Raw genomic sequence first — 23,373 nt, 5'->3', positions numbered from 1 at the left:
GCGACCCTCTTCAGTCTGCCTGGGCCTCTCGCTTGGGTCCGACAACGCCTCCGGTGGGTCTCCGCCGGGGGTGTTTCGGTATGAGGACGACCGCGCGTTCATGGATCCGCTCGGCCGGCGTTTCCATCGCGGCGGCGTGCGTTTCGTGCGGGGTCCCCTGAAACGCGGCCAGGGTGGGACCGCGCCGGGTCCGGCGTTCCACCATGAACCGGGCCAGGTCGTAGATCCACATCCGGAAGCCGATGCCGGTGTACCACCGCATGGCGCGGCGTAGCCCGGGGTCGGGGTGGAACAGCACCCGTGCCAGGGCACGCGGGCGGCCTTGCAGCACGGCCTCCTTCAGCTTGACCCACAGCAGCACCCGCCACGGCGCCATGTGCCGGGTGTCCAGCACTTGGTGCTTGCCGTCCCAGCGCGTGCGATCGGTCTGGATCACCCGGCGGTCGGCGGCGTCGCGGGCGAAGGGTGTCCAGCGGTGCGGCGTGACATAGAGCATCTGGATCTGGTCCGGATCCAGCGCCAGCAGGCGCCGCAGGCCGCGCCAGTGGTCGCGATCCCGCTCCTCCGCACATCCGACCACCGAGGTCGCCATCGACAGAATGCCATGCTGGCGCAGCAGGCGGATCGCCGCCCGGTCGGTGCCGGACGATCCGCCCGTGCCGATTCGGGCTCGTGTATCCGGGCCGGTGTGCCCCACCGCCAGCAGAAACCGCGTCCATCCGGCCTGCTTGTACAGCGGCAGTAGATCGGCATCGCGCACGATATCGTCCGCGCGGGTGGACCCGACCAGGATCAGGTCCACGTTCTCGGCGATGAGGGCCTCCAGAAAGGTGCGCCAGACCGCGCGCGAGGCAGACGGGGTCTCGTCGGCGAACGTGATGACCCGCACCCCATGCTCCCGGTGCAGCCACGCCAGCTCCTGCGCGAATCGCACCGGATCCCGGTGGCGCCACTGGGTCCAGAACCCGTGCTGGCCGCAATGGGGACCGTCCTGCGGGCAGCCGCGCGAGAACTGCACCGCGACGGCACGCAGGCCGCCCCAGGAGCGGTAGCGCGCGGGGTCGATCAGCTCCCACCCGACCCGGTACGACTCCAGGTCCCGGATGAGGGGCGCCGGCCGAGTCGCGAACGGGCCTTCGGGGCCTCGGAAGGCGAGGCCGCGAATCGCCGCCAGCGCCGTGCGGTCCGGCGCGCGTTCCAGCGCTGCCATCAGCCGCACGATGGTCTCTTCGCCCTCGCCCCGCACGATCGCGGTGACATAGGGCTCGTCCGTCAGGATCTCGCGCCAATGATACGTCGGATAGACTCCGCCGTAGACGACCGGCACCCCCGGGCAGACGTCCGCGACGCCGCGCGCCACGGCGGCGATCACCGGATGCGCCGAGGCCGAGCCCGAATGGCCGAACAGAACGGCGTCGGGCGCGGCGCGTGCGATGGTTCGGATCAGGGCCGGCAGGGGGGTGTTGTCACGGTCCGCGTCGATCAGGCGGACGTCGTGGCCGGCATCGATCAGCGGACCGCCCACGGCCAGAAGACCGAGAGGCGGCAGGTGGTCCTTGGCACTCCGGCTGCCGATGGCCGGATGCGGCACGTTGGCCAGGACGATGCGCATCGGGTCCCCTCCCTGGCGCGCCGCCGGGGTATGCTGGCGCGGCGCGGCGCGGTGGCCTCGCGGTGCCGCCGGTGGGACCAGGAAAGCGTGACAACGGTTCCTTTTCGGGTCGGGACCATGAAAAAAATGAGGCAGGGACACATTGCGGCAGGTCGACAACCGTCGGACCGGCGGGGTCAGCCGACGACGGATTTCAGGCGTTCGATCATGTCGCCCAGGGTCACCCCGTCGGCGCGGGCCGTGAACGTGGGCGCCATGCGATGGATCAGCACGGGCCGCGCCAGCGCCAGCACATCGTCGATCGAGGGCGCCAACCGCCCATCAAGCAGCGCGCGCGCCCGGCAGGCCAGGGCCAGCGCCTGACTGGCGCGCGGCCCCGGTCCCCAGGCCACATGCGCGCGGATTTCAGGCAGCTCGGTGGTTTCCGGCCGCCCATTGCGGACCAGGGTCAGGATGGCATCGACCACGCTCTCCCCCATCGGCACGCGCCGGACGAGCTTTTGCGCCGTGCGGAGGTCGTCGTGCGACAGCACCGCTTCCGGCTCCACGGTGGTGTCCATGGTGGTCGTGGCGAGCATGGCCCGCTCCGCCTCGCGGTCTGGATAGCCGATGTCCACCTGCATCAGGAAGCGGTCGAGTTGGGCCTCGGGCAGGGGATAGGTGCCCTCCTGCTCGATTGGGTTTTGCGTCGCCAGCACATGAAACGGCGCCGGCAGGTCGTGATAGTGCCCGGCGACCGAGACCTTATGCTCCTGCATCGACTGCAGCAGGGCGGATTGCGTGCGCGGACTGGCACGGTTGATTTCGTCGGCCATCAGAAGCTGGCAGAACACCGGCCCGGGAATGAAGCGGAAGTTGCGCCGCCCGGTCTCGTCCTGCTCCAGGACCTCGGAACCCAGGATATCCGCCGGCATCAGGTCGGGCGTGAACTGCACTCTTTTGGCGTCAAGTCCAAGAACCACACCCAGGGTCTGCACAAGCCGGGTCTTCGCCAGCCCCGGCACACCGATCAGAAGGCAGTGCCCGCCCGACAGAAGCGTGATAAGGGTCCCGTCGACCACATCCGGCTGGCCGAAGATGACGCGGCCTATGGCGCCGCGGGCCGCCTTGATTTGGGTGCCCAGTCTTTCTACGTCTTCGAGCAGGGCACGGTCCGCCGCGGCGTCCGAGAGGGCGCCTGCGGGCTGAGTGGCTTCGGGGATGGTGGACACGGCACTTTCCTCCTTTCCGCGATAACGACCCACCAGGACAACGAGGACCGTTCATGGCACTGGACGCCAGAGACACCGGATGGGACGCCGGTGCCGACGTCGACACCCCCATCCTGCCGCGGCTCGCGGCCTTGGAGACGCCCGGCGCGGGGGGGCGCCCACGCCACTTCTGCGGCGACCTCGATCTCTTCATAGATCGGGAGGGCGTCTGGCATTACCAGGGCTCGCCGATCGGGCGGAAGGAAATGGTGTGTCTGTTCGCCTCCGTTTTGCATCGGGCCGAGGACGGCACCTATTGGATGGTCACCCCCGCCGAGGTCGGGCGGGTCGAGGTGGAGGATGTGCCCTTCGTGGCCGTCGAGATGTTCGCGCAGCCCTGCGGATGCGGTCCCAGTCAATGCGTGAGTTTCCGCACCAATTGTGACGACGTCGTGACCGTGGATGATGAGCATCCGCTGCGCATCGAGCACGATCCGGAGACGGGGGAACCGATCCCCTATGTGACGGTGCGCGACGGACTGGATGCGCGTCTGACCCGATCGGTCTACTATGACTTGGTGGCGCGCGGCGTCGAGGACACCAGTACGGGGGAACGACGATTCGGCGTATGGAGCAGGGAACGCTTCTTCAGTCTGGGAACCCTGGACGAGGACTAGACCGGGCCGATCTGATCCGGCGGCTGGCCGCCGGCGGCGGCCTTGGCCACGGGTCCGACATGGCGATCGCGCAGTTGCTGGGCGGGGAGGCATCGCGCCTGTTCCTCGCGGATCGGCCGGCCGCGCCGCACCGGCCGGCGGCGGTTCTGGTGCCGATTCTGGACCACCCCGAAGGGGGATCGGACGGTCCCGGCGTGCTGTTCACGCGCCGCGCCCGCCATCTTGCTAACCATCCCGGCCAGATTTCGTTTCCCGGTGGGCGCGTCGATCCCGGCGACAGCGGTCCCGAATCGGCCGCCCTGCGCGAGGCGGAGGAGGAGATCGCCCTGCCCCCGGACCGGGTTGAGCTGGTCGGGCGCCTGGACGACTACATCACCGTCACCGGCTTTCGCGTCACGCCGTTCGTCGGGGTCGTCACCCCGCCGGTCGCGCTGACCCCCGACCCGACCGAGGTCGACTCGATTTTCGAGGTCCCGCTGGCCTTCCTGATGGATCCCGCCAATCATCGGCATGGTGTGCGGGAGAAGGACGGCAAGCACCGGCCGTATTTCGCCATTCCCTACGGGGAGTACTTCATCTGGGGGGCGACGGCCGGCATTCTGATGAACCTGTACGCCATCCTGTCCGGTGGGGACGGGGCGCCGGTCGCGCCGGCCGACGCCGCGCCCTGAGTCCGATCCGCCGATTCCGCTGAGGTCGATCTGTCATGCGCGTCTTCCTGACCATCATCCTGCCCCTGATGGCGCCCAGCCTGTTGTACATGGGGTGGATCCTGCTGCGTTCCCAAGCCGGACAAAGCGCGGGACAGGGTGACGGTGGAGGGCTTGCGCGGGTGCTGGCCCGGGACGTTCCCTGGGCGACGCTGGTCATCGCGGGCGCGGTGCTGACGGGGGTGGTGACCACGGCCCTGTACGTGACGCAGGAGACGGGGGCTCCGGGTGAGGTTTACGTGCCGCCTCGGTTCGAGGATGGCCGCATCATTCCGGGGGAAGTGCGGCACCGTACCGATCCCGCAGCCCCGGAGTAACGCTGTGCGCCCTGGGCGTGGGGCGCCTGCGGAGGCCGGGCCAAGACGACGCGCCCGAGGGCCCGAAGGGACGCCCCCCGAGAGGACGCCCCCCAAGAGGACGCCCCCCGAGAGGACGCCCCCCAAGAGGACGCCCCAGGAGGGCGTGGACCGAACGCCGGGAACCGGACGGAGATGACACGCGACTGGAGCCATTTGAGCCAGCGGGGCCCGGTCGGGCAGCTCTCGGCGGACCCCTGGCTGACCGACCCGGCCCTGACCCGGCTGGTCGCGGCCCTGCGCGCGGACGGGACCGAGGTGCGTCTGGTCGGCGGCTGTGTGCGCGACGGCCTGCTGCGGCGCCCGGTGAAGGATGTCGATCTCGCCACGCCGGACCCGCCGGAGACCGTTCTGGCGCTGCTGGAGCGCGCCGACCTGCGGACCGTGCCCTGGGCGCGCGGCGTGGCGCACGGCACGGTGTTGGCGGTCGTGGACGAGACGCCGTTCGAGGTGACCACCCTCCGCCGCGATGTCGCCTGCGACGGCCGACACGCCGAGGTCGCGTTCACCACGGACTGGCTGGCGGACGCGGCCCGGCGTGACTTCACCATCAACGCCCTGTCCGCGACGCCGGAGGGGGCGGTCTACGACTATTTCGACGGCATGGTGGATCTGGCCGCCGGGCGGGTCCGGTTCGTGGGGCGGGCGCTGGACCGCATCCGCGAGGACGCCCTGCGCATGCTGCGTTTCGTCCGGTTCCAGGCCTACTACGGGCAGGTGGGCCCGGACACGGACGCCATGGCGGCCTGCCACATCCTGGCGCATACCGTGCGGGACCTGTCGGCCGAGCGCGTCCGCACCGAGCTCTTGAAGATCCTGGCCGCGCCCGATCCGGCCGCCGCGCTCCTGCTGATGCGGGGCGTCGGGCTGCTGGATCATGTGCTGCCGGAGGCGTTCCGGTTCGGCACCCTGCGCATGCTGGCGTTCCTGGAGACCCGGGGCGTGGTCGCGCCGGGCGTCGCGCCGGACCCGCTGCGTCGGCTGGGGGCGGTGGTGGACCCCGCCGCGACGTCGGCCGAGGATCTGGCCGCGCGCCTCCGGCTGTCACGGGCCGAGAGCCGTCGTCTGACCGGCATTCTGCGCACATCCGCCGCGGAGCACCCGCGTTCGGATCTTAATGACGCGGACCGGCGCCGTCGGCTGGACCGGCTCGGCCCGGCCCTGTTCCGGGACCTCTGTTTGTTGGATTGGGCCGCCGAGCGCGATGCCCGGGGTCACACCGATTCGGACCGCTCGCGGGACTGGAGGACGCTGTTGGAGGCGGCGGGCGCGTGCGAGGCACCGCCGTTTCCCCTCAGCGGGCATGACCTCGTGGCGGCGGGGGTGCCGCGCGGCCCGGCGGTCGGCGATGCCTTGGCGGCGTTGCGTGACTGGTGGCTGGCGGAGGGCTACGCGCCCGATCGTGCGGCGCTGCTGGCGCATCTGTCGCAGAGTCTCGACCATGGGCCGACGCCGCCCGCCTCCTGACACCGCGTGTCCCGGGTGGAAGGCCGAGACCTACGCCGTTTCGACCCGGAAGCCCAGGCCGAGCGATTCCGCCGTGTTGGAGATGGTGGCGAGGCACGCGGCGGTGCGCTCCGGCGGAATGGCCACCGCGAACCGGATCAGGTATTGGCTCGGGTCGTGGGGCATCTGCTGGGCGTTCAGGGTGGCGATATTGGCCTCGAAGTCGCCGAACACCTCGGCCATCCGCGTCACCAGACCGGGGCGGTCCCCGCCGGAGACGAACACCCGGTGCGTGATGGTCGAGCCGCCCGGCCCGCCGGCCCAGGCGTCGTAGGGGGTCACCGTGACCTCGGCGCCCTCGGCCTCGGGCGTGCCGGCCAGCGCGTCGCGGAGCTGCCCGGCGTCGGTTTCGTCGGGCACCGTGACCACGGCGGAGAACTCCGCGCCCTGGCCAAGCACCGCGAACCGCGCGTCGCCCAGGTTGGCCCCCAGGTCGAACAGCGCGCCGGTCAGGCCCGCCACCAGGCCCGTGCGGTCGGAACAGAACACCTGAACATGCAGGCTGTGCGGCATGACGTACCCTCCTGTCAGATCCGTTGTCTCCCGGGATCGGCTCTCCGTCGTTGCGTGCAGAGCCGATTCATGCGCCAAAACGGGCGCGGTTTGCGCCCCGTTTTGGCCCGATCGGCTCTAGGCGCCGATGCGCCCCATCCAGGCCGTGAGCCGGTCCGCCGCTTCCTCCATATCGTCGGTCGCACCGGCGAAGGAGAAGCGGACGAAGCGGTGCCCCTGCTCGGCGTCGAAATCAAGCCCCGGGGTGGCCGCCACACCGGTCTCGCGCAACATGCGCGCGCAGAAATCGGCGCTGTCGTTGGTCAGACGCGACACGTCGGCGTAGAGGTAGAACGCACCATCCGCCGGGGCCAGCCGGTCGAAGCCGGCCTTGGGCAACGTCTTCAGCAGCAGCGCGCGGTTGGCGGCGTAGCGGGCCACGTTGGCCTCCAACTCCTCGATGCAGTCCATGGCGTACAGGCCGGCATACTGGGACAGCGTCGGCGCCGAGATGAACATGTTCTGCGCCAGACATTCCAACGGCCGGATCATGTCGGGCGGCGCGACCATCCAGCCCAGGCGCCACCCGGTCATGGCGTAGTACTTCGAAAAGCTGTTGATGACGAGCGCGTTGGGCGTCAGCCCGGCGGCGGACAGCGCCGGCTCGCCATAGACGATGCCGTGATAGATCTCGTCGGAAATCAGCCGCACGCCCCGATCGTCGCACCATGCGGTCAGCGCGCGCAGGTCCTCCGGCGGGATCACGGTCCCGGTGGGGTTGGAGGGGCTGGCGAGGATCAGGCCGTCCAGCCGCTCGCCGCTGGCTTCCAGCACGGCCACGGTGGGCTGATAGCGGCTGTCCGGTCCGACCGGCAGGGTCACCGGCTCCACACCCAGCGCCTTCAGAATATGGCGGTAGGCGGGATACCCGGGCGCGGCCACGCCGACCCGGTCTCCGGGGGCGAAGGCGGCGAGAAACGCCAGTTGGAACGCCGCCGACGACCCGGTGGTAACCAGGATGCGGTCGGGCGACACCGTGGTGCCGTGGGCTTCCTGATAATAGCGCGCAATGCGCTCCCGCAGGATCGGCAGGCCCAGGGCGACGGTGTAGCCCAGGCGTTCGGTCGCGATCCGGTCGGCCAGACGGGCCGCCGCCGCGCTCGGCAGGCCGGTGGAGGGCTGGCCAACCTCCAGGTGCAGAACCCGCTCGCCGGTCGCCTCGCGGGCCGCCGCCGCGCTCATCACGTCCATGACGATGAAGGGCGGCACCAGGGCGCGCTCGGCGACTTTAAGGGACATCGGTCGGGTCTCCAATGGAAGGGAAGGACTGGAAAACGGGAGGGGGAGGGACGGTGTGGGTCAGTCGCCCACGCGCAGCGCCAGACCGGCGCCGCGTGGGTCCACGGCTACGGAACACGACTCGGGCGCGCGGGGCAGCCCGTCCGGGCAGTCGATGACGTTGACCAGCGCCCGACCGAGTCCGCCGGCGCGAACGTCGGCCACGGCCTCGCGCGCGCCGACGTCGCCCTTGAGCGCCGGAAGGCCGGCCTGAAGGGCCGCATCCCGGGCGGCGCCGCCGGCCGCCGCCACGGCGCCCAGGATCACCTTGCTGTTCGCGTTGACCCGCGTCATCAGCGCGAGGTCCGGGCTGCGGGCGTCGGGCAGCGGAACCAGGGGGAAGCCCAGGCCGGCGAGCGGTTGGCCGGTGCCGAAGGGCCGGTTCAGAGTCAGCGCGCAGGTGACGGCGCCGCCGTAGCTGTCGGCGACGGCGAACGCGGTGGCGCCGCGTCCGCGCTGGCTTTCGGACAGGTCGGGCAGCGGGGCGAGCGCGCCGCCGGGGCCGTCCGGGCGGTCGTCGGGGTCGTCCATGGCGGCCCAGGCATCGGCAAGGCCGGCCGCGCTGTCGGGCACGGGCGCAAAGGCATCGATGTGGGAACCGTAGTCGCGCCGCAGAACCGGTCGCCAGACCGGTCGCCAGTCGCGCACGGCCTCGGCGGTCAGGGTGTGGCCCTGCTGTCCGGCGGCGGCGGTCATTTCGCGCGCGATGGCACCGGCATGGAACTCGCCGGGGCCGACGCGCACCTGTCCGAGCGCCCGTGCAAGGTCCAGGTTCTGCAGGCGCTGACCCTCTCCAAGGGAGGCCCCGCCCCCGCGCAGCATGCCGGGCGGCGCGCCGCCGACCGCCTGGACTTCGCTCGCCAGGGCACGGGAGGCCGGGAAACCGGCACGGGCCAGGGTCTCGGCCGGAATGACGAGGCTTTCCCAGCGCAGCACGCCGGCGCGCGCGTGCAGCGCGTACAGGCCGCGCGGCATGGCGGGCACGGCTACGGCGCCTTCGGGACCGGGCGGTCCGGCGGGCGCATTGGGCAGGAAGTCGAGGGCTTCCACACGCAGGTCGTTCTCGGCGTCGCGGTCCACGACCAGACAGACGCCGCCGCCGCCCAGACCGGCCGAGGACGGCAGCGTGACGGTCAGGGCGAGGCTCAGGGCCACGGCGGCGTCAGCGGCGGTGCCCCCGGCCGAGAGCACGTCGCGGGCGACCAAGGCGGCCCGGGGTTCGTCGGTGACGATAGCGCCGCTGAACCCCTCCACGTAGCCCACAACGCCGGGCTGGCGCTGCGGGCCGCAGGCGGCCAGGGCCAGCACGCCGGCGAGCGCGAGACCGCGCACCACCCGACGGGGTAAGCCGGTGGCGCCCTGCTGGCGCAGGCCGGTGGCGCGTTGACGCTCTTGGGGGGAGTGACTACCGTCAGGGGACCGTGCGTGGCGGGCGTCCGGTCGGCGCGTGTCGTCGGTGGAGGCCGCGACGGTGCGGACGGCGGAAGGAGAAGCGGTGGTGGCGCGCATCCGGGTCCTGACTATGCCTAAGCTGTCGATGGCTGCGCGAACGGTGCTCGTGCGGCCGAGGGTTCTACGGTCCATGGTCGTCGCGGTGGCGGTGACGCTGGTGCTCGCGCTAGCCCCGGTTGGGGCGGCCCGGGCGCAGAGCCTCATCCGCGACGCGGAAATCGAAACTATCATCCGCGCCTACGCCGCGCCACTGTTGCGCGGGGCGGGCATTGCGCCGGAGTCGGTCACCATCCGGTTGCTCAACGATTCCCGGCTGAACGCCTTTGTGGCGACCGGCAACCGCATGTACCTGTTCACCGGGCTGATTCTGCGGACCGAGAAACCCGAGGAACTGATCGGGGTGATCGCGCACGAAATCGGGCACATTGCGGGCGGCCATCACGTGCGCCTCGGCGACAGCCTGGAGAACCTGAGTACGACCTCTCTGGTGGCGACCCTGCTGGGCACGGCGGCGGGCGCGCTGGTCGGTCGGCCGGATCTCGGGCTGGCGCTGGGGTCCGTCGCGCAGGGAGCTGCGATCCGAAACTTCATGGCGTACAGCCGTACACAGGAGTCCTCGGCCGACGCCTTTGCGCTCAAGGCGCTGGATCGGGAAAACCTGCCGGCGACCGGGCTTCTGGCCTTCATGCATGAGCTGGAAACCCAGGACGCCTTGACGCCGGAGATGCAGGACCCCTATCTGCGCACCCACCCGCTGACCCGCGACCGTATCCTGTCGGTCGAGAACCACGTGAACGCAACGGCCCAGTCCAGCCGCCGCATCCCGCCGGGGTGGGCGGACCTGCACGCCCGCATGCTGGCCAAGCTGAACGCATTCCTGCGTCCGCCCGGCGAGGCGCTGCGGATGTACCAGGGGCGCGATGACATCCCCGGCCGCTACGCGCAGGCCATCGCGCATTACCGTGCAGTGGAGTTGGAGCCGGCGCTGGCCCTCATCGACGGGCTCATTGCCGATGAGCCGAACAATCCCTACTTCCAGGAATTAAAGGGCCAGATGCTGTTCGAGAACAGCCGGGTGACGGAGTCCCTGGCGGCGTACGAACGGGCGGTGGCCCTGCTGCCGGACGCGCCGCTGCTGCGGGTGTCCCTGGCGCATGCCCAGATTGAGAGCGGTGATCCGACCCTGCTGGAGCCGGCCCAGGACAACCTGCGCAACGCCCTGACGCGGGACGCCGACAACGGTCTGGCGTGGCGGTTGCTGGCCCAGGCTTACGGGCAGGCGGGCGATACCGCGATGGCGGATTACGCCATGGCGGAGACCGCGTTGCGGACGGGCGACTATCCGCGCGCGCTGTTCCATGTCGGCCGCGCCGAAACGCAGTTGAAGCGCGGTTCGCCGACGTGGCTGCGGCTCCAGGATATCCGGGTGGAGGCGGAGCGGCGGCGCGACGCGGCGGACTGAGGCCACGCGGCGATGCGCGCGGCGCATCGCGGTTGCACGTGTTGCGCCATAAGGCGCGGCCGGGCGTGTCGCGCCACGTGGCACGCGGGCCAGCCTTGCTGGACGGCGGTGGGTTGGCGTTACCCTCGGCCGGTCCGTTCACGTGGGTCCGCGTCCCTGTCCCACGCGGTTCCGCGTCCCTGTCCTTTGTGCCGGGCCCTTCGGGGGTTGGCGTCCATCCCATCGGCCACGCAGATACCGCCATGATCGCCATTCGCCTCTCGTTCTTCGCCGTTGCCCTGGTGTTCGCCCTGTTGGGCCTGTTTCAGGCCTGGCAGGCGGTGACCGTGCTGGGGATGCTCGACGGGGCGCTGGGCGGGGTGATCGCCGCCCTGGCCGGGCTCGGCTGCTTCGTGGCCGCCATCGGCACCGTCAAGGTCACCCTCGACCTCAAGCGGCCGTGATGGGCGGCGTCTGATGCGTATCCGGCGGGCGCCCCTCGGACGCCCGGTGTGGGCGCTTGGTGCGTCCGGCCGGCGCGTGAGTCAGGTGATCTGGCGCAGCAGATCGACCAGGGTTGCCTGATCCTCGGGCGCGAGCGGGGCCAGGGTCCGCTGCGTGATGTCCCGGGCCAGGGGCAGCGCCTGCGCCACGGCTTCGCGGCCGGCGGGGGTCAGGGCAATCAGGTGCAGCCGCCGGTCATCGGGCGCCGGCCCCTTTTCGATCAGGCCGCGCGCCTTCAGCCGGGTGACGACGCCCTTGATGGTGGCGACGTCCATGGCGGTCAGTCGGCCGAGGGCGTTCTGGGAGCAGGGGCCGACTTCGTCCAGTTTGGCGAGGGCGGCAAACTGCATCGCGGTCAGGTCCGGCTGGATGTGGGACGCGAACAGGCTGAGGTGGCGTTGCTGGGCCTTGCGCAGGAGAAATCCGACCTGTTCGTCCAACACATATTCGACCTCGGTCCTCTGTTCGGGTGCGGTGTCTTCATTATTGAGGGCAGGGGGCGTGCTGGAGGGGACTGTCATCAGGTTTGAATCCTTGCTCTGCGGTGGGCGCCACGCGATGCTGAGCAGTACCAGAGGCCCAACGCTCCGTATTCCTATAGGCGGCTCGGAGATCAGGGTTAAGCCTAACGCTATGCAGGCGTCGCGGGCAAGGGACCCGTCATAGGTGGGACGGCTGCGCACTGAAAAGCGGTTGCAAGCGTTGTGAAGGTCTGAAACACTTCCTCAAGATTGTGCGCATGCAAATGACGGCGTAACGCCCCGCCACGGTCACACGCGCCGATCCGACGGGCCCGTGGCAACCGGAACAGGGAGACCCTGATGGTCGCCGTGACTCAGCCGGACACGTCCGGGACCCTCGTTATCCGCAACGTCGGGCTGATGCTGTCGGGCGACCTGACGCAGCCCATTCTCGATGCCGACACCGTGGTGTGCGTCGATGGCCGCATCACCCAGGTGGGCACGGCCGCCGACTGCGACACCGAGGGCGCCGACCGGATCGTGGACGCCAACGGCACCACGCTGGCGCCCGGCCTGATCGACAGCCATGTGCACCCGGTGCTGGGCGACTGGACCCCGCGCCAGAGCCAGTTCAACTGGATCGACAGCTTCCTGCACGGCGGCGTGACCACGATGATCTCGGCTGGTGAGGTGCACACGCCCGGCCGCCCCAAGGACATCCCGGGCTTGAAGGCCATGGCCATCTTCGCGCAGCGCAGCTTTCTGAACGCGCGGCCGGGTGGGGTGAAGGTCCACGCGGGCGCGCCGGTCATCGAACAGGGCATGACCGAGAACGATTTCCGCGAGCTGGCCGCGGCCGGCGTCACCCTGTTGGGCGAGGTCGGTCTGGGCAGCGTCAAGGCCGGCGACGAGGCCAAGCGCATGGTCGGATGGGCGCGCAAATACGGCCTCCAGTCCACCATTCACACCGGCGGCCCGTCGATTCCCGGCTCCGGCCTGATCGACGCCGACGTGGTGCTGGAGGCCGACGCCGACATCATCGGGCACATCAACGGCGGCCATACCGCGTTGCCCCGCACGCAGGTGCGCTGCCTGTGCGAGAGCTGTTCGCGCGGCATTGAGATCGTACACAACGGCAACGAGGCCATGGGCCTTTTCGCCATGCGTACGGCCTTTGAACTGGGCACGCCCGAGCGGGTGATTTTGGGCACCGACAGCCCGGCCGGCTCCGGTGTGCAGCCCCTGGGTATCCTGCGCCTGATCAGCCTGCTGTCGAGTCTGGGGGACGTGCCGGCGGAAGTGGCGTTCTGCTTCGCCACCGGCAACACGGCGCGGATGCGCAACCTGGACTGCGGCCTGATCGAGCCGGGGCGCGCGGCTGATTTCGTGCTCATGGACCGCGCCCAGCATACCGCCGGCGCGACCCTGTTGGAGAGCGTGCAGCTTGGCGATCTGCCGGGCATCAGCATGACGATCATCGACGGCGTCGTGCGCTCCGGCCGCTCCCGCAACACCCCGCCGGCCGAGCGTCTGGCGGCGGTGGTGCCCGCGTGAAAAGACCGGTGACGCCAGAGGGGGCCCGCTCCATGCCGCGGTATGTTCGGGTTCACACTCTGGAGGACGCGCTGGCCCATCTGGTGGCCGGTCCGTTCCGCGTGATCGCGGGCGGGACGGACGTGTTTCCGGCGCTGGTCGACGGGGCGCCCATGCGCGAGGCAATGCTCGATATCTCCGGCATTACCGCGTTGCGCGGAATCGGCTTCGATGAGGAGGCGTCGGCCTGGCGCCTGGGCGCGCTGACGACCTGGGCGGACGTCCAGCGGGCGCGCATGGTGCCGCCCTGGTTCGCCACGCTCCGCCGGGCCGCGCGCGAGGTGGGCGGCGTGCAGATCCAGGCCGTCGGCACGGTCGCGGGCAATCTGTGCAACGCCTCCCCGGCGGCGGACGGTGTGGTGCCGCTGCTGGCGCTGGACGCGCGGGTGGAGATCGCCGGCCCCCGGGGCGTCCGGGTGGAGCCGCTGGCGTCGTTCATCACGGGGGTGCGCCGGACCACCCGTACGCCGGACGAACTCGTCACCGGCATTCTGGTGCCCGAGCCGGGCCGTCCCGGCGTGTCGGATTTCCTAAAGCTGGGCGCGCGCCACTCCCTGGTGATCTCGATTGCCATGGTCGCGGTGGTCCTGTGGCAGGACTCCGACGGTGCCGTGGGCGAGGCTGCCGTCGCGGTGGGCGCCTGCTCGCCGGTCGCTGTGCGCCTGACGGATCTGGAGGCGCGCCTTGTCGGCTTGCGGCCCGGTGTGGACGATCTGGCGGCCCAGGTGCGCGAGGCGGACGGCGACGCGCTGTCGCCCATCGACGATGTGCGTGCGACGGCGGCCTACCGCCGCGAGGCCGCGCTGGTCCTGATCCGGCGCGCGTTGACCCGGTGCGCGGAGGTGTGGCCATGATCGAAACCACCCCCGGGGCCTTTCCCGAAACCATCCCCGTCACCTTCACCCTGAACGGCCGGGCCGTCACCGTCTCCGTGGAGCCCCTGCGGCGCCTGACCGAGGTCCTGCGCGAGGACCTGGGCCTGATCGGCACGAAGGTGGGGTGCGACGCGGGCGACTGCGGCGCCTGCACCGTGCTGATCGACGGCGCGCCGGTGTGCGCCTGCATGGTGCCGGCCGGCCGCGTCCAGGGTGCGGAGGTCGAGACCGTGGAGGGGTTGAGCGCGCCGGACGGGACGCTGTCGGCGCTCCAGGACGCCTTTCTGCGCTACGGCGCGGCGCAATGCGGCATCTGCACGCCCGGGATGCTGATGGCCGCGACCGCCCTGTTGCGTCGGACGCCGCACCCGTCCGAGGGGCAGGTGATCCGCGCTTTGGGCGGGGTCCTGTGCCGCTGCACGGGCTATCGCAAGATCATCGCGGCCGTCATGCACGCCAACGATCCGGTGCCGGATGCGCTGGAGCCGCCCGCCGGGGTGGCCGTGGGGACGCGGGTGGACCGGCTCGACGGCCCCCCGAAGGTGCGGGGGACGGACCGGTTCGGTGCCGACGCCTGGCCGGACGACGCCCTGCGCGTCCGCGTGGTGCGCAGCCCGCACGCTCGGGCCCGGTTCACGGTCGGGGACCTCGACGCCTTCGTGGCCGGGCATCCGGGCCTCGTGCGGGTGCTGACCGCCGCCGATGTGCCGGGCCGCAACCGCTTCGGCGTCATCCCGCCGCTGGCCGACCAACCGGTGTTCGCGGAGGAGGAGGCGCGCTATCGCGGCGACGCTGTGGCGGCCGTTGTGGGCGAGGATGCGGTCGTGCGCGCGCTTGATCTGGCCGCGCTGCCGATCGATTGGGAGCCGCTGGCCCCGCTGACGAGCCCCGCGGCGGCACGGGCGGAGGGCTCGCCGCTGCTGCACGCCGGCCGGCCCGGCAACGTGCTGGCGCGGGGTCTGGTCGAGACCGGATCGGTGCTGGCGGCGCTGTTCGAACCGGACCCGGACATCGTGCGGGTGGCGGGGCACGCCACGACGCCCTTCGTCGAGCACGCGCCGATCGAGCCGGAGGCCGGCTACGCCCGCCGGGTCGGCGACGGGATCGAGATCGTCGCCTGCACCCAGGCGCCTTACATGGACCGCGACGACATGGCCGCGATCCTGGGCTTGCCGCTGGAGGCCGTGGTGATCCGCCCCACCGCCGTCGGCGGCGGCTTCGGCACCAAGCTGGACCTGTCGGTGCAGCCGTTCGTCGCCCTGGCGGCGTGGGTCACGGGCCGGCCGGCCCGGATGGTGTACAGCCGGGGCGAGTCCATGCGCGCCACCACGAAGCGTCACCCAGCCCGCCTGAGCGCCCGAGTGGCAGCGCGGCGGAGCACCGGGCGGCTTGTGGGCATGGACTTCGAGGGGACGTTCGACACCGGCGCCTATGCCTCCTGGGGGCCGACCGTGGCGAACCGGGTGCCGGTGCATGCCTCCGGGCCGTATCATATGCCAGCGTACCGGGCGGCCTCGGTCGCGGTGCACACCCACAACCCGCCGTCCGGCGCCTTCCGGGGCTTCGGGGTGCCGCAGACGGCCGTTCTGCAAGAAACGTTGTTCGACGAGTTGGCCGACGCCATCGGCTTCGACCGGCTGGCGTTCCGCATCGTCAATGCGCTGCAGGTCGGCACACCCACGGTCACCGGGCAGGTGTTCACCCAGGGCGTGGGCATCCGCGCCTGCCTGGAGGCGCTGAGCGACGACTGGGTGCGGTCCCGTGCGGAGGCCGCTGGCTTCAACGCCTCCGCCCGCCGCGACGGCCGTCCGGAACGCCGGGGCGTCGGCGTCGCGGGCATGTGGTACGGCTGCGGCAACACGGCGCTGCCCAACCCCTCCACCATCCGGGTGGGGTTGCGGGCGGACGGCACGCTGTGCCTGCATCAGGGCGCGGTCGATATCGGCCAGGGTTCCAACACCGTGATCGCGCAGATCTGCGCCGACGCGCTCGGCTTGCCTTTGGACCGAATCACGCGCGTGGCGGCGGATACCGACATCACCCCGGATGCCGGCAAGACCTCGGCCTCGCGCCAGACGTTCGTGACCGGCAAGGCGGCGCTGCTGGCCGGGCAGGCGCTACGCTCAACGATCCTGCGCCGCCTGAACGCGCCGGCGGACGCGCGGCTGCACCTGGACGGAACGCGGCTGAGCGCGGGGGACCGCGCCCTTGATCTGCGCACGCTGGCGGACGAGGCGGACGCCCGGGGCTACGTTCTGGCGGCGGCGGAGACGTTCGACCCGCCGACCCTGCCGCTCGACGCCAAGGGCCAGGGGGAGCCCTACGCCGCGTTTGGCTGGGGGGCGCATCTGGCCGAGGTGCGGGTGGATCTGGAGCTTGGCCGTGTCATCGTGGACCGCATGACCTGCGCCCATGACGTCGGCCGCGCGGTCAATCCCACCCTGATCGAGGGGCAGGTGGAGGGCGGTGTGGCCCAGGGGCTCGGCCTTGCGCTGATGGAGGCCTACATCCCGGGCCGCAGCGAGACCCTGCACGACTATCTGATCCCCACGGCGGGGGATATGCCGGAGATCCGCACCATCCTGGTCGAGGACCCCGACGCGCACGGCCCGTACGGTGCCAAGGGCATCGGCGAGCAGGTGCTGATCCCGACCGCGCCCGCCATCCTCAACGCGATCCGCGACGCCACCGGCGTGACCGTCCGCGACCTGCCGGTGACCCCGGACCGGCTGCGCGCCGCCCTCGCCCGTGCCCAGGCAGGGACCCGACCATGACTGATCCGACCATCCGCGACGACCCCGGCAAGATCCGGTGCGATGCCTGCCCCGTGATGTGCTTCATCGCGGAGGCCAAGGCCGGCGCCTGCGATCGCTACGCCAACATGGGCGGGACGCTGACCCGCGTCGATCCGCTGGTGGTGCTGGACGGCGCGGTGCAGGAGGGGCGCACCGTCGTGCCCTTCATGGCCTCCGGCGCGGAATGGGACGGCGATCTCGTCCAGTCGGGGGATCGCTTCGTCACGGCGGTGGGGGCGGGCACGACCTATCCCGACTACAAACCGGCGCCCTTCATCGTCTCCAGCGCGGTCGGGGGCGTGGACATGGTCACCGTGGTGACCGAAGGCATCTTCAGCTACTGTGGCGCCAAGGTGAAGATCGATACCGACCGACACCTGGGGGCGGAGCGTGCTCTGGTGCGGCTGGACGGCGAGCCGGTCGGGCATGTGACGACGGGCGAGTACGGCTCCCAGATGCTGGCCATCGGCGGGGTCAATCACCTGACCGGCGGCGGCAAGAAGGAAGGCCGCAACACCTGCCGCGCCATCATGGATCTGTGCAACCGCGAGGCCGTGCCCCTGACCATCGACGGCGGGACGTCGGTTATCGTGCAGGCGGGCCACCCGCCGATCATCGATGGGCAGCCGGAGGCCCGCATGCGCGTCGGCTGCGGCTCCGCCACCATCGGCATGTTCGCCCGCCAGTGGGTGGACCACGTCGACGAGGTGGTGGTGGTGGACGACCACATCACCGGCGTGCTGTCGGAGCATCAGGCCGGCAAGCAGTTGAACGTGCCGCCCACCGGCATCCAGTTGAAGGGCCGGCGCTCCACCCCGGGCCGGTATTTCCAGGTGGCGCATCCCGGCACCGGCTGGGGCGGCACCGACGTGAGCGACCCGCTGACCATCCTGGGCCCCTGGAACCCGCGCGAGGCCTGGCCGGGGCTGACGTTGCTGATGGTCTCCACGACGGGGGATCACTGGGGCTACTTCGTGCTCGACGACAGCCTGACGCCGATGCCGGCCCCGTTGCCCGACCCGCTGCGCCTGACGGTCGAGCGCATCCAGGAGAACTGCGAGCCCGCGCTGTGCTCGGTGCTGTTCATCGGTGGGGCGGGGGGCTCGTTGCGGGCCGGGGTGACGGAAAACCCGGTCAAGCTGACCCGCTCGGTCAAGGACCTGCTCACCTATGTGTCCAGCGGCGGCGCGCCCGTGTTCGTCTGGCCCGGCGGCGGGATCACCTTCATGGTGGACGTCACGCGCATGCCGGCGCGCTCCTTCGGGTCGGTGCCGACGCCGGCCGTGGTGGCGCCGATCGAGTTCACCCTGCGCCTGTCGGACTATGCGACATTGGGCGGGCACGTTGACCACATCGTGCCGCTGGATACCGTGCGGGAGATGGCCCGCCGCAACAACCTGATGGCCCGTCCCGACAATCCCTGGCCGACCAATCGCACAAATTTCAATTGGTAGGGTTGATCGGCGACGACACGGATACGACCGTGTCGTCGCCTCCGCCGCTTCGCGGCGCCGGCGCGGTCGCGCCGGCCGCCCGACAAAAAGGCCCCCCCTTTTCGTCGGGCGGAAGACTTGGCTTCACCCTGGCTTCACTTGGGACCCGGAGGGCCGCGCCGCTGGAGACCGCTTCCCACCGCCTGTTGCCGGATGGCCGGCGCATGCATCTCCACCACGGTCCGATCGACCTGATCGTGACGGCGGAGGGCGCGCCCGAGGCGGTGCGCGCGGCCTATGGGCGGGCGGTGGCGCGGTTCGAGACCGTGCTGACCGAACTGGTCGCCGAACTGCCCGTCTTGCGCTCGCCCGTGCCGACCGAGGGCACGCTGCCCCTCACCGGCGCCATCGCCCGGCGCATGGCGGCGGCGGCTTGGCCCTATCGCCCCGGTTTCGTCACGCCGATGGCGGCGGTGGCCGGCGCGGTGGCGGAGGCCGTGCTTGAGGCGATCATAGCCGCGCCGGGCCTGACCCGCGCCGCCGTCAACAACGGGGGGGATATCGCGTTGTGGCTGGCGCCCGGTGCGGCGCCCTGGCGCATCGGTTTGGTGGTGGACCCGGCCGATCCGGCGAGCCCGGGCGCGGTGGCGATCCCGCCCGATAGCCCCGTGCGCGGCGTGGCCACCAGCGGCCGGCACGGGCGCAGCCTGACGCTGGGGCTGGCCGACTCGGTGACCGTTCTGGCCCCGACCGCCGCCGCCGCCGACGTGGCCGCGACCCTGATCGCCAACGCCGTGGACTGCCCCGGGCACCCGGCCGTGACCCGGGTTCCGGCCTGCACCCTGCACCCGGACAGCGACCTGGGCGACCGGCTGGTGACGGTCGAAGTCGGCCCGCTGTCCCCGGACGACGTGGCGGCCGCCCTTGACGCGGGTGCGACCTTTGCGTCGGAGTGTATCGACCGGGGTCTGGTTCACGGTGCCGTCCTGGTCCTGCACGACCGGGTGCGCGTGGTGGGCGCGCTTGAGGGAGCGCGCGCGCCGTCGTCCATCCCCGACCTACGGGAGGTTCCGCTTCATGTCTGATGCCCTGCCCGGCCTCGACCTGCGCAAGCAGCAGCTCAGCGTCGAGGAGATTTTTCACGAGGGCGGCCCGCCCGCCGCCGTCCCGCTGCGCCGCGCGGCCCTGGTGACCGTGATCGCCAACCCCTTCGCCGGCCGCTTCGAGCCCGACATCGCGCCCTTCATGGAGACTCTGAAGCCGCTCGGTCTGTCCATGGCCCGGCGGCTGGTCGAGGCCCTGGGCGGCGACCCCGCCGTGGTGGAGGGGTACGGCAAAGGGGCCATCGTGGGCGCAGCCGGGGAGATCGAACACGGCGCGCTCTGGCATGTTCCGGGCGGCTACGCCATGCGGGCGGTGCTGGGCGACGCCAAGGCCATCGTGCCCTCGACCAAGAAGGTCGGGGGGGCGGGGACTCGGCTGGACGTGCCGGTGACGCACATCAACGCGTCCTATGTGCGCAGCCACTTCGATGCCATGGAAGTCGGCATCCCCGACGCGCCGCGCGCCGACGAAATGGCCGTGGTGCTGGTCATGACCACCGGGCCGCGCATCCACGCCCGCGTGGGCGGGCTGGCGGCCGACGCCATTCAGGGGGAGGACGGACTGCGATGAAGGCCGACATTCGCAAGCTGATGGTCGTGGTGGACGAGATCCACCGGGAAATGGGGCGCCCCATCGACCCGCCCACGCGCCGCGCGGCGGCCGTGGCGGTGATCCGCAACCCGTTCGCCGGCCGCTACGTCGAGGATCTGACGGAGTTGATGGAGATCGGCGCCGAGTTGGGCGGCCTGTTGGGCGAACGCGCCGTCGCCGCGCTCGGCATCGCGCCGGGGGAGGCGGAAAGCTACGGCAAGGCCGCCCTGGTGGGCGAGAACGGGGAACTGGAGCACGCCGCCGCGATCCTGCACCCGCGCATGGGGGCACCCCTGCGGCAGGCGGTGCAGAAGGGCGCGGCCCTGGTGCCGTCGTCGAAAAAGCGGGGCGGGCCGGGCCAGGTGCTCGACATTCCGCTGGGGCACAAGGACGCGGCCTATGTTCGCAGCCATTTCGACGGCATGGAGGTGCAGATCAACGACGCGCCGCGCGCCGACGAAATCCTGGTGGCCATCGCCGTGACGGACAGCGGGCGGCCCCTGCCGCGCGTCGGCGGCCTGGCCGCCGACCAGATCACCGGAGAGGATGGCTTGCGCTGAGCGCGCGGATGCGGTTCAACAGCACACCGAGCACGGAATAGCTACCGTGACGGGAGAGTGCACTCATTCGCCGCATAACGACTTCGCAGGGACAGCAGGAGACAGGCACCATGACCTTCGAGACGCACGCCACGCTGAACCGGCGCGGCCTGTTCCGCGCCGCGGCCGGCGCTACGTTTGCCGCCGTGGGGTTGGCGGCCCTGTCGGGCGCGCCGGCCCTCGCCGCCGATCCGATCAAGGTGGGCGAGATCAACAGCTACACACGCCTGCCCGCGTTCACCGAACCCTATCGCCTCGGCTGGCAGCTCGCGCTGGAAGAAATCAACGCCGCCGGCGGAGTCGATGGCCGCCCCATCGAGGTCATCTCCAAGGACGACGCCGGCAAGCCGGGCGATGCGGTCACCGCCGCCAACGAGTTGGTCTCGCTGGAGGGCGTGGACCTGCTGATGGGTACCTTCTTCTCGCACATCGGCCTTGCGGTCGCCGACTTCGCCAACCAGCGTGAAATCCTGTTCGTCGCCGCCGAGCCGCTGACCGACGCCATCGTCTGGGCGAAGGGCAACGACTACACGTTCCGTCTGCGGCCGTCGGTCTCCATGCAGGCGGGGATGCTGGCGGAGGAGGCGGCCAAGCTCGACGTCACCCGCTGGGCCACCGTGGCGCCGAACTATGAGTACGGCACCGCGGCCGTGGAGGCGTTCAAGACCGCGCTGTCCGAACTGCGGCCGGATGTGGAGTGGGTGGACGAGCAGTGGCCGCCGCAGGGCAAGATCGACGCCGGCGCGACCGTGCAGGCCATGGCCGCCGCCGACCCGGAGGCGATCTTCAACGTCACCTTCGGCCCCGACCTGATCAAGTTTGTGCGGGAGGGCACCACACGCGGCCTGTTCGAAGGCCGCGAGGTGGTCAGCCTGCTGACCGGCGAGCCCGAGTACATGGATCCGCTGGGCGCCGAAACGCCGGAGGGCTGGGTCGTCACCGGCTACCCGTGGGACTCGGTCGACATGCCGGAGCACGCCGCGTTCCTGGAGGCGTATCAGGCCAAGTATGACGATTATCCGCGCCTCGGCTCGGTGGTCGGCTACGCCGCCATGAAGTCGGTCGCCGCCATCCTGGCGAAGGCCGGCTCCACCGACACCGACGCCCTGATCGAGGCCGCCAAGGGCGTCGAGGTGGAGGTTCCGTTCGGTACCATCACCTACCGGGCCGCCGATCACCAGTCCACCATGGGCGCGTTCGTCGGACGCACCGCCGTGCGCGACGGCAAGGGCGTGATGGTCGACGTCAGCTACCGGGACGGCGCCGACTACTTGCCGTCGGAAGAGGAGGCCGCCGCGCTGCGGCCGTAAGACGCGCCGCGTCGTGTTCCGAGACCCGCCTGCGGTGCGAGCCGTGCACCGCAGGCGGATCCGGCCGAACGGACGCTATCGGTGTCGCACGACCAGGACGGAGCAGTGCGCGTGCCGCACGACGCGGGCCGCGTTCGGGCCGAGCAGGTAGTCGCTCAGCTCCGGCCGGTGGGCGCCGATCACGACCAGATCGATCTTGCGTTCCCCCACCATCTGCAGCACGGCCTCGTAGACATTGCCCTCGCCGACCAGATGACTGGCGGTCATGCCCTCCGGGAGACGCGAGTCCACCTGCTCGCGCAGGCGGTCCATGACCATGGTGGCCATTTTCTTCTCGTAGCCGGTCGGGAAGAACTGGCTGACCATGCTCATGCCGAAGTCCGGCACCACCGTCATCACGTCGAGCGACGCCCCCCACTGACGCGCGAGATCGGCGGCGGTGGGAAACGTTTTGTCCCAGTCGAACGGTGCGTCCAGATCGACCGAAACGAGGATTCTCTTGAACATGATGGCAGGTCTCCGCAGGAAAAGGGCGGCATCGGATGATGCCTCAGCTTAGCGGAGCCGACGCGGGTTGCAACCGGCTGCGAACCAGGGCCCCCCGCGCGGCACGCGGATCCGGTCCGGGGTTTTCGAATGCAAGGAAGGCGATTGAGCCACCCGGGCGATTGGCACTACACTCCCGCCGGTTTTCCGGCTTTTGGCCTTCCTCCTGTCCTGGACGCGACCCATGACGCTTCTGGCCCTTGGTATCCTGGTGTTCTTCCTGACCCATATCATCCCGACCGTTCCGGTGCTGCGCGGTCGGTTGGTGAACGGCATCGGGGTGATGCCCTACAAGGCCGTGTTTTCGCTGCTGTCGGCGGTCGGCGTGGGGCTCATCATCTACGGCTTCAGCCAGGCGCCGCCGCTGCGCGGCTATGACACGCCCGCCTGGGGGGTGTACGTGCCCCTGGTCGCCATGCCGCTGGCGTTCATCCTGCTGGTGGCGGCCTATGTGCCCTGCACCATCAAGCGGGTGACGCGCCACCCGATGACGCTGGGCGTGCTGCTGTGGTCCGGGTCACACCTGCTGGCCAGTTCCGATGCGCCGTCCGGCCTGCTGTTCGGCAGCTTCGCGCTCTATTCCGTGATGAACCTGTTGGGGCAGGTGAGCCGCCCGCAGCCGCCGCGCCCGGCCCCGCAGCCGCGCTGGAAGGATATCCTGGTGATCGTCATCGGCCTGGGCCTGACGGTCGTCATGATCGGCGCGCACCATATCCTGTTCGGCGTCAGTTCCATGCCGTACCTGTTCGGTGCCGAGGCTCCGCTGGTCCCGGGCGGCTGAGCCCCGA

22 protein-coding genes are annotated in these 23,373 nt (G+C 70.8%); 15 read left to right on the top strand and 7 right to left on the bottom strand.

Annotated elements, in window-relative coordinates; translation table 11 throughout:
- Positions 1–10: 10 nt before the first annotated feature.
- Complete coding sequence (locus GGD82_RS14730) at positions 11–1,612, bottom strand: B12-binding domain-containing radical SAM protein (protein WP_150063182.1); 1,602 nt, start codon at positions 1,610–1,612, stop codon at positions 11–13.
- A gap of 176 nt (positions 1,613–1,788) precedes the next feature.
- Positions 1,789–2,757 carry an AAA family ATPase gene (locus GGD82_RS14725; RefSeq protein WP_260178442.1) on the bottom strand — a complete coding sequence of 323 codons (969 nt, stop codon included), beginning with the start codon at positions 2,755–2,757 and terminating at the stop codon, positions 1,789–1,791.
- Positions 2,758–2,876: 119 nt separating this feature from the next.
- Here GGD82_RS14725 and GGD82_RS14720 point away from each other — a divergent pair, with 119 nt between their 5' ends.
- The 4 genes from GGD82_RS14720 to GGD82_RS14705 all read left to right on the top strand — a co-directional run bounded on the left by GGD82_RS14720 (position 2,877) and on the right by GGD82_RS14705 (position 6,012).
- Positions 2,877–3,479: a DUF1285 domain-containing protein gene (locus tag GGD82_RS14720; protein ID WP_150063181.1), complete on the top strand. Its 603-nt coding sequence runs from the start codon at positions 2,877–2,879 to the stop codon at positions 3,477–3,479.
- Entirely contained in the window at positions 3,431–4,150 is a 720-nt protein-coding gene (locus tag GGD82_RS14715; RefSeq protein ID WP_150063180.1) for a CoA pyrophosphatase, read from the top strand. Before GGD82_RS14720 ends, GGD82_RS14715 begins: the two co-directional genes overlap by 49 nt.
- Before the next feature lie 35 nt (positions 4,151–4,185).
- Positions 4,186–4,506 carry a hypothetical protein gene (locus GGD82_RS14710; protein ID WP_150063179.1) on the top strand — a complete coding sequence of 107 codons (321 nt, stop codon included), beginning with the start codon at positions 4,186–4,188 and terminating at the stop codon, positions 4,504–4,506.
- A 174-nt stretch (positions 4,507–4,680) separates the two neighbouring features.
- Entirely contained in the window at positions 4,681–6,012 is a 1,332-nt protein-coding gene (locus tag GGD82_RS14705) for a CCA tRNA nucleotidyltransferase (RefSeq protein ID WP_150063178.1), read from the top strand.
- Between the two features lie 30 nt (positions 6,013–6,042).
- Here the strand turns inward: GGD82_RS14705 and GGD82_RS14700 are convergent, their stop codons facing one another.
- The 3 genes from GGD82_RS14700 to GGD82_RS14690 form a co-directional block, all read right to left on the bottom strand.
- Complete coding sequence (locus tag GGD82_RS14700; RefSeq protein ID WP_150063177.1) at positions 6,043–6,564, bottom strand: glycine cleavage system transcriptional repressor; 522 nt, start codon at positions 6,562–6,564, stop codon at positions 6,043–6,045.
- Positions 6,565–6,681: 117 nt separating this feature from the next.
- Positions 6,682–7,842, bottom strand: coding sequence for a pyridoxal phosphate-dependent aminotransferase (locus GGD82_RS14695; protein WP_150063176.1), 1,161 nt, complete (start codon positions 7,840–7,842; stop codon positions 6,682–6,684).
- Positions 7,843–7,902: 60 nt separating this feature from the next.
- Positions 7,903–9,390: a gamma-glutamyltransferase gene (locus GGD82_RS14690; protein ID WP_170284363.1), complete on the bottom strand. Its 1,488-nt coding sequence runs from the start codon at positions 9,388–9,390 to the stop codon at positions 7,903–7,905.
- On the opposite strand from GGD82_RS14690, the gene GGD82_RS14685 reads away from it, so the two are divergent.
- Both GGD82_RS14685 and GGD82_RS14680 read left to right on the top strand, forming a co-directional pair.
- The gene (locus GGD82_RS14685) at positions 9,380–10,795 is read left to right on the top strand and encodes a M48 family metalloprotease (RefSeq protein ID WP_311731964.1); all 1,416 of its coding nucleotides are present in this window, start codon (positions 9,380–9,382) and stop codon (positions 10,793–10,795) included. The genes GGD82_RS14690 and GGD82_RS14685 overlap by 11 nt on opposite strands.
- 242 nt (positions 10,796–11,037) lie before the next feature.
- On the top strand, positions 11,038–11,238 hold the full coding sequence (locus tag GGD82_RS14680) for a hypothetical protein (RefSeq protein WP_150063173.1): 201 nt from the start codon (positions 11,038–11,040) through the stop codon (positions 11,236–11,238).
- 81 nt (positions 11,239–11,319) lie between these two features.
- Here the strand turns inward: GGD82_RS14680 and GGD82_RS14675 are convergent, their stop codons facing one another.
- Positions 11,320–11,799, bottom strand: a complete 480-nt coding sequence (locus tag GGD82_RS14675; protein WP_150063172.1) for a MarR family winged helix-turn-helix transcriptional regulator — start codon at positions 11,797–11,799, stop codon at positions 11,320–11,322.
- 300 nt (positions 11,800–12,099) lie between these two features.
- On the opposite strand from GGD82_RS14675, the gene GGD82_RS14670 reads away from it, so the two are divergent.
- The 8 genes from GGD82_RS14670 to GGD82_RS14635 all read left to right on the top strand — a co-directional run bounded on the left by GGD82_RS14670 (position 12,100) and on the right by GGD82_RS14635 (position 22,039).
- On the top strand, positions 12,100–13,293 hold the full coding sequence (locus tag GGD82_RS14670) for an amidohydrolase family protein (protein ID WP_150063171.1): 1,194 nt from the start codon (positions 12,100–12,102) through the stop codon (positions 13,291–13,293).
- Between the two features lie 32 nt (positions 13,294–13,325).
- Positions 13,326–14,186 (top strand): FAD binding domain-containing protein, encoded by an 861-nt coding sequence (locus tag GGD82_RS14665; RefSeq protein ID WP_150063170.1) that lies wholly within the window; start codon positions 13,326–13,328, stop codon positions 14,184–14,186.
- On the top strand, positions 14,183–16,981 hold the full coding sequence (locus tag GGD82_RS14660) for a molybdopterin-dependent oxidoreductase (protein ID WP_150063169.1): 2,799 nt from the start codon (positions 14,183–14,185) through the stop codon (positions 16,979–16,981). The genes GGD82_RS14665 and GGD82_RS14660 overlap by 4 nt, the downstream gene beginning before the upstream one ends.
- A complete protein-coding gene (locus GGD82_RS14655) occupies positions 16,978–18,456 on the top strand; it encodes a 6-hydroxynicotinate reductase (RefSeq protein ID WP_150063168.1) in 1,479 nt (492 codons plus the stop codon). The genes GGD82_RS14660 and GGD82_RS14655 overlap by 4 nt, the downstream gene beginning before the upstream one ends.
- Positions 18,457–18,584: 128 nt before the next feature.
- A complete protein-coding gene (locus GGD82_RS14650) occupies positions 18,585–19,520 on the top strand; it encodes a UPF0280 family protein (protein ID WP_375782132.1) in 936 nt (311 codons plus the stop codon).
- On the top strand, positions 19,513–20,109 hold the full coding sequence (locus GGD82_RS14645) for an amino acid synthesis family protein (RefSeq protein WP_211364852.1): 597 nt from the start codon (positions 19,513–19,515) through the stop codon (positions 20,107–20,109). Before GGD82_RS14650 ends, GGD82_RS14645 begins: the two co-directional genes overlap by 8 nt.
- Positions 20,106–20,690 carry an amino acid synthesis family protein gene (locus tag GGD82_RS14640; RefSeq protein ID WP_150064145.1) on the top strand — a complete coding sequence of 195 codons (585 nt, stop codon included), beginning with the start codon at positions 20,106–20,108 and terminating at the stop codon, positions 20,688–20,690. Before GGD82_RS14645 ends, GGD82_RS14640 begins: the two co-directional genes overlap by 4 nt.
- A 110-nt stretch (positions 20,691–20,800) precedes the next feature.
- Positions 20,801–22,039: an ABC transporter substrate-binding protein gene (locus GGD82_RS14635; protein WP_150064144.1), complete on the top strand. Its 1,239-nt coding sequence runs from the start codon at positions 20,801–20,803 to the stop codon at positions 22,037–22,039.
- A 75-nt stretch (positions 22,040–22,114) separates the two neighbouring features.
- Here GGD82_RS14635 and GGD82_RS14630 read toward each other — a convergent pair whose 3' ends face one another.
- Positions 22,115–22,546: a universal stress protein gene (locus GGD82_RS14630; protein ID WP_150064143.1), complete on the bottom strand. Its 432-nt coding sequence runs from the start codon at positions 22,544–22,546 to the stop codon at positions 22,115–22,117.
- 223 nt (positions 22,547–22,769) lie between these two features.
- Between GGD82_RS14630 and GGD82_RS14625 the strand changes: the two genes are divergently transcribed.
- A complete protein-coding gene (locus GGD82_RS14625; RefSeq protein ID WP_150064142.1) occupies positions 22,770–23,366 on the top strand; it encodes an NnrU family protein in 597 nt (198 codons plus the stop codon).
- Positions 23,367–23,373 lie beyond the last annotated feature (7 nt).

This window comes from Roseospira marina (assembly GCF_014197855.1).
GTDB lineage: Bacteria > Pseudomonadota > Alphaproteobacteria > Rhodospirillales > Rhodospirillaceae > Rhodospira > Rhodospira marina.
Note: the sequence above shows the minus strand (reverse complement) of the source record. Positions and strands in the feature narration are given on the sequence as shown.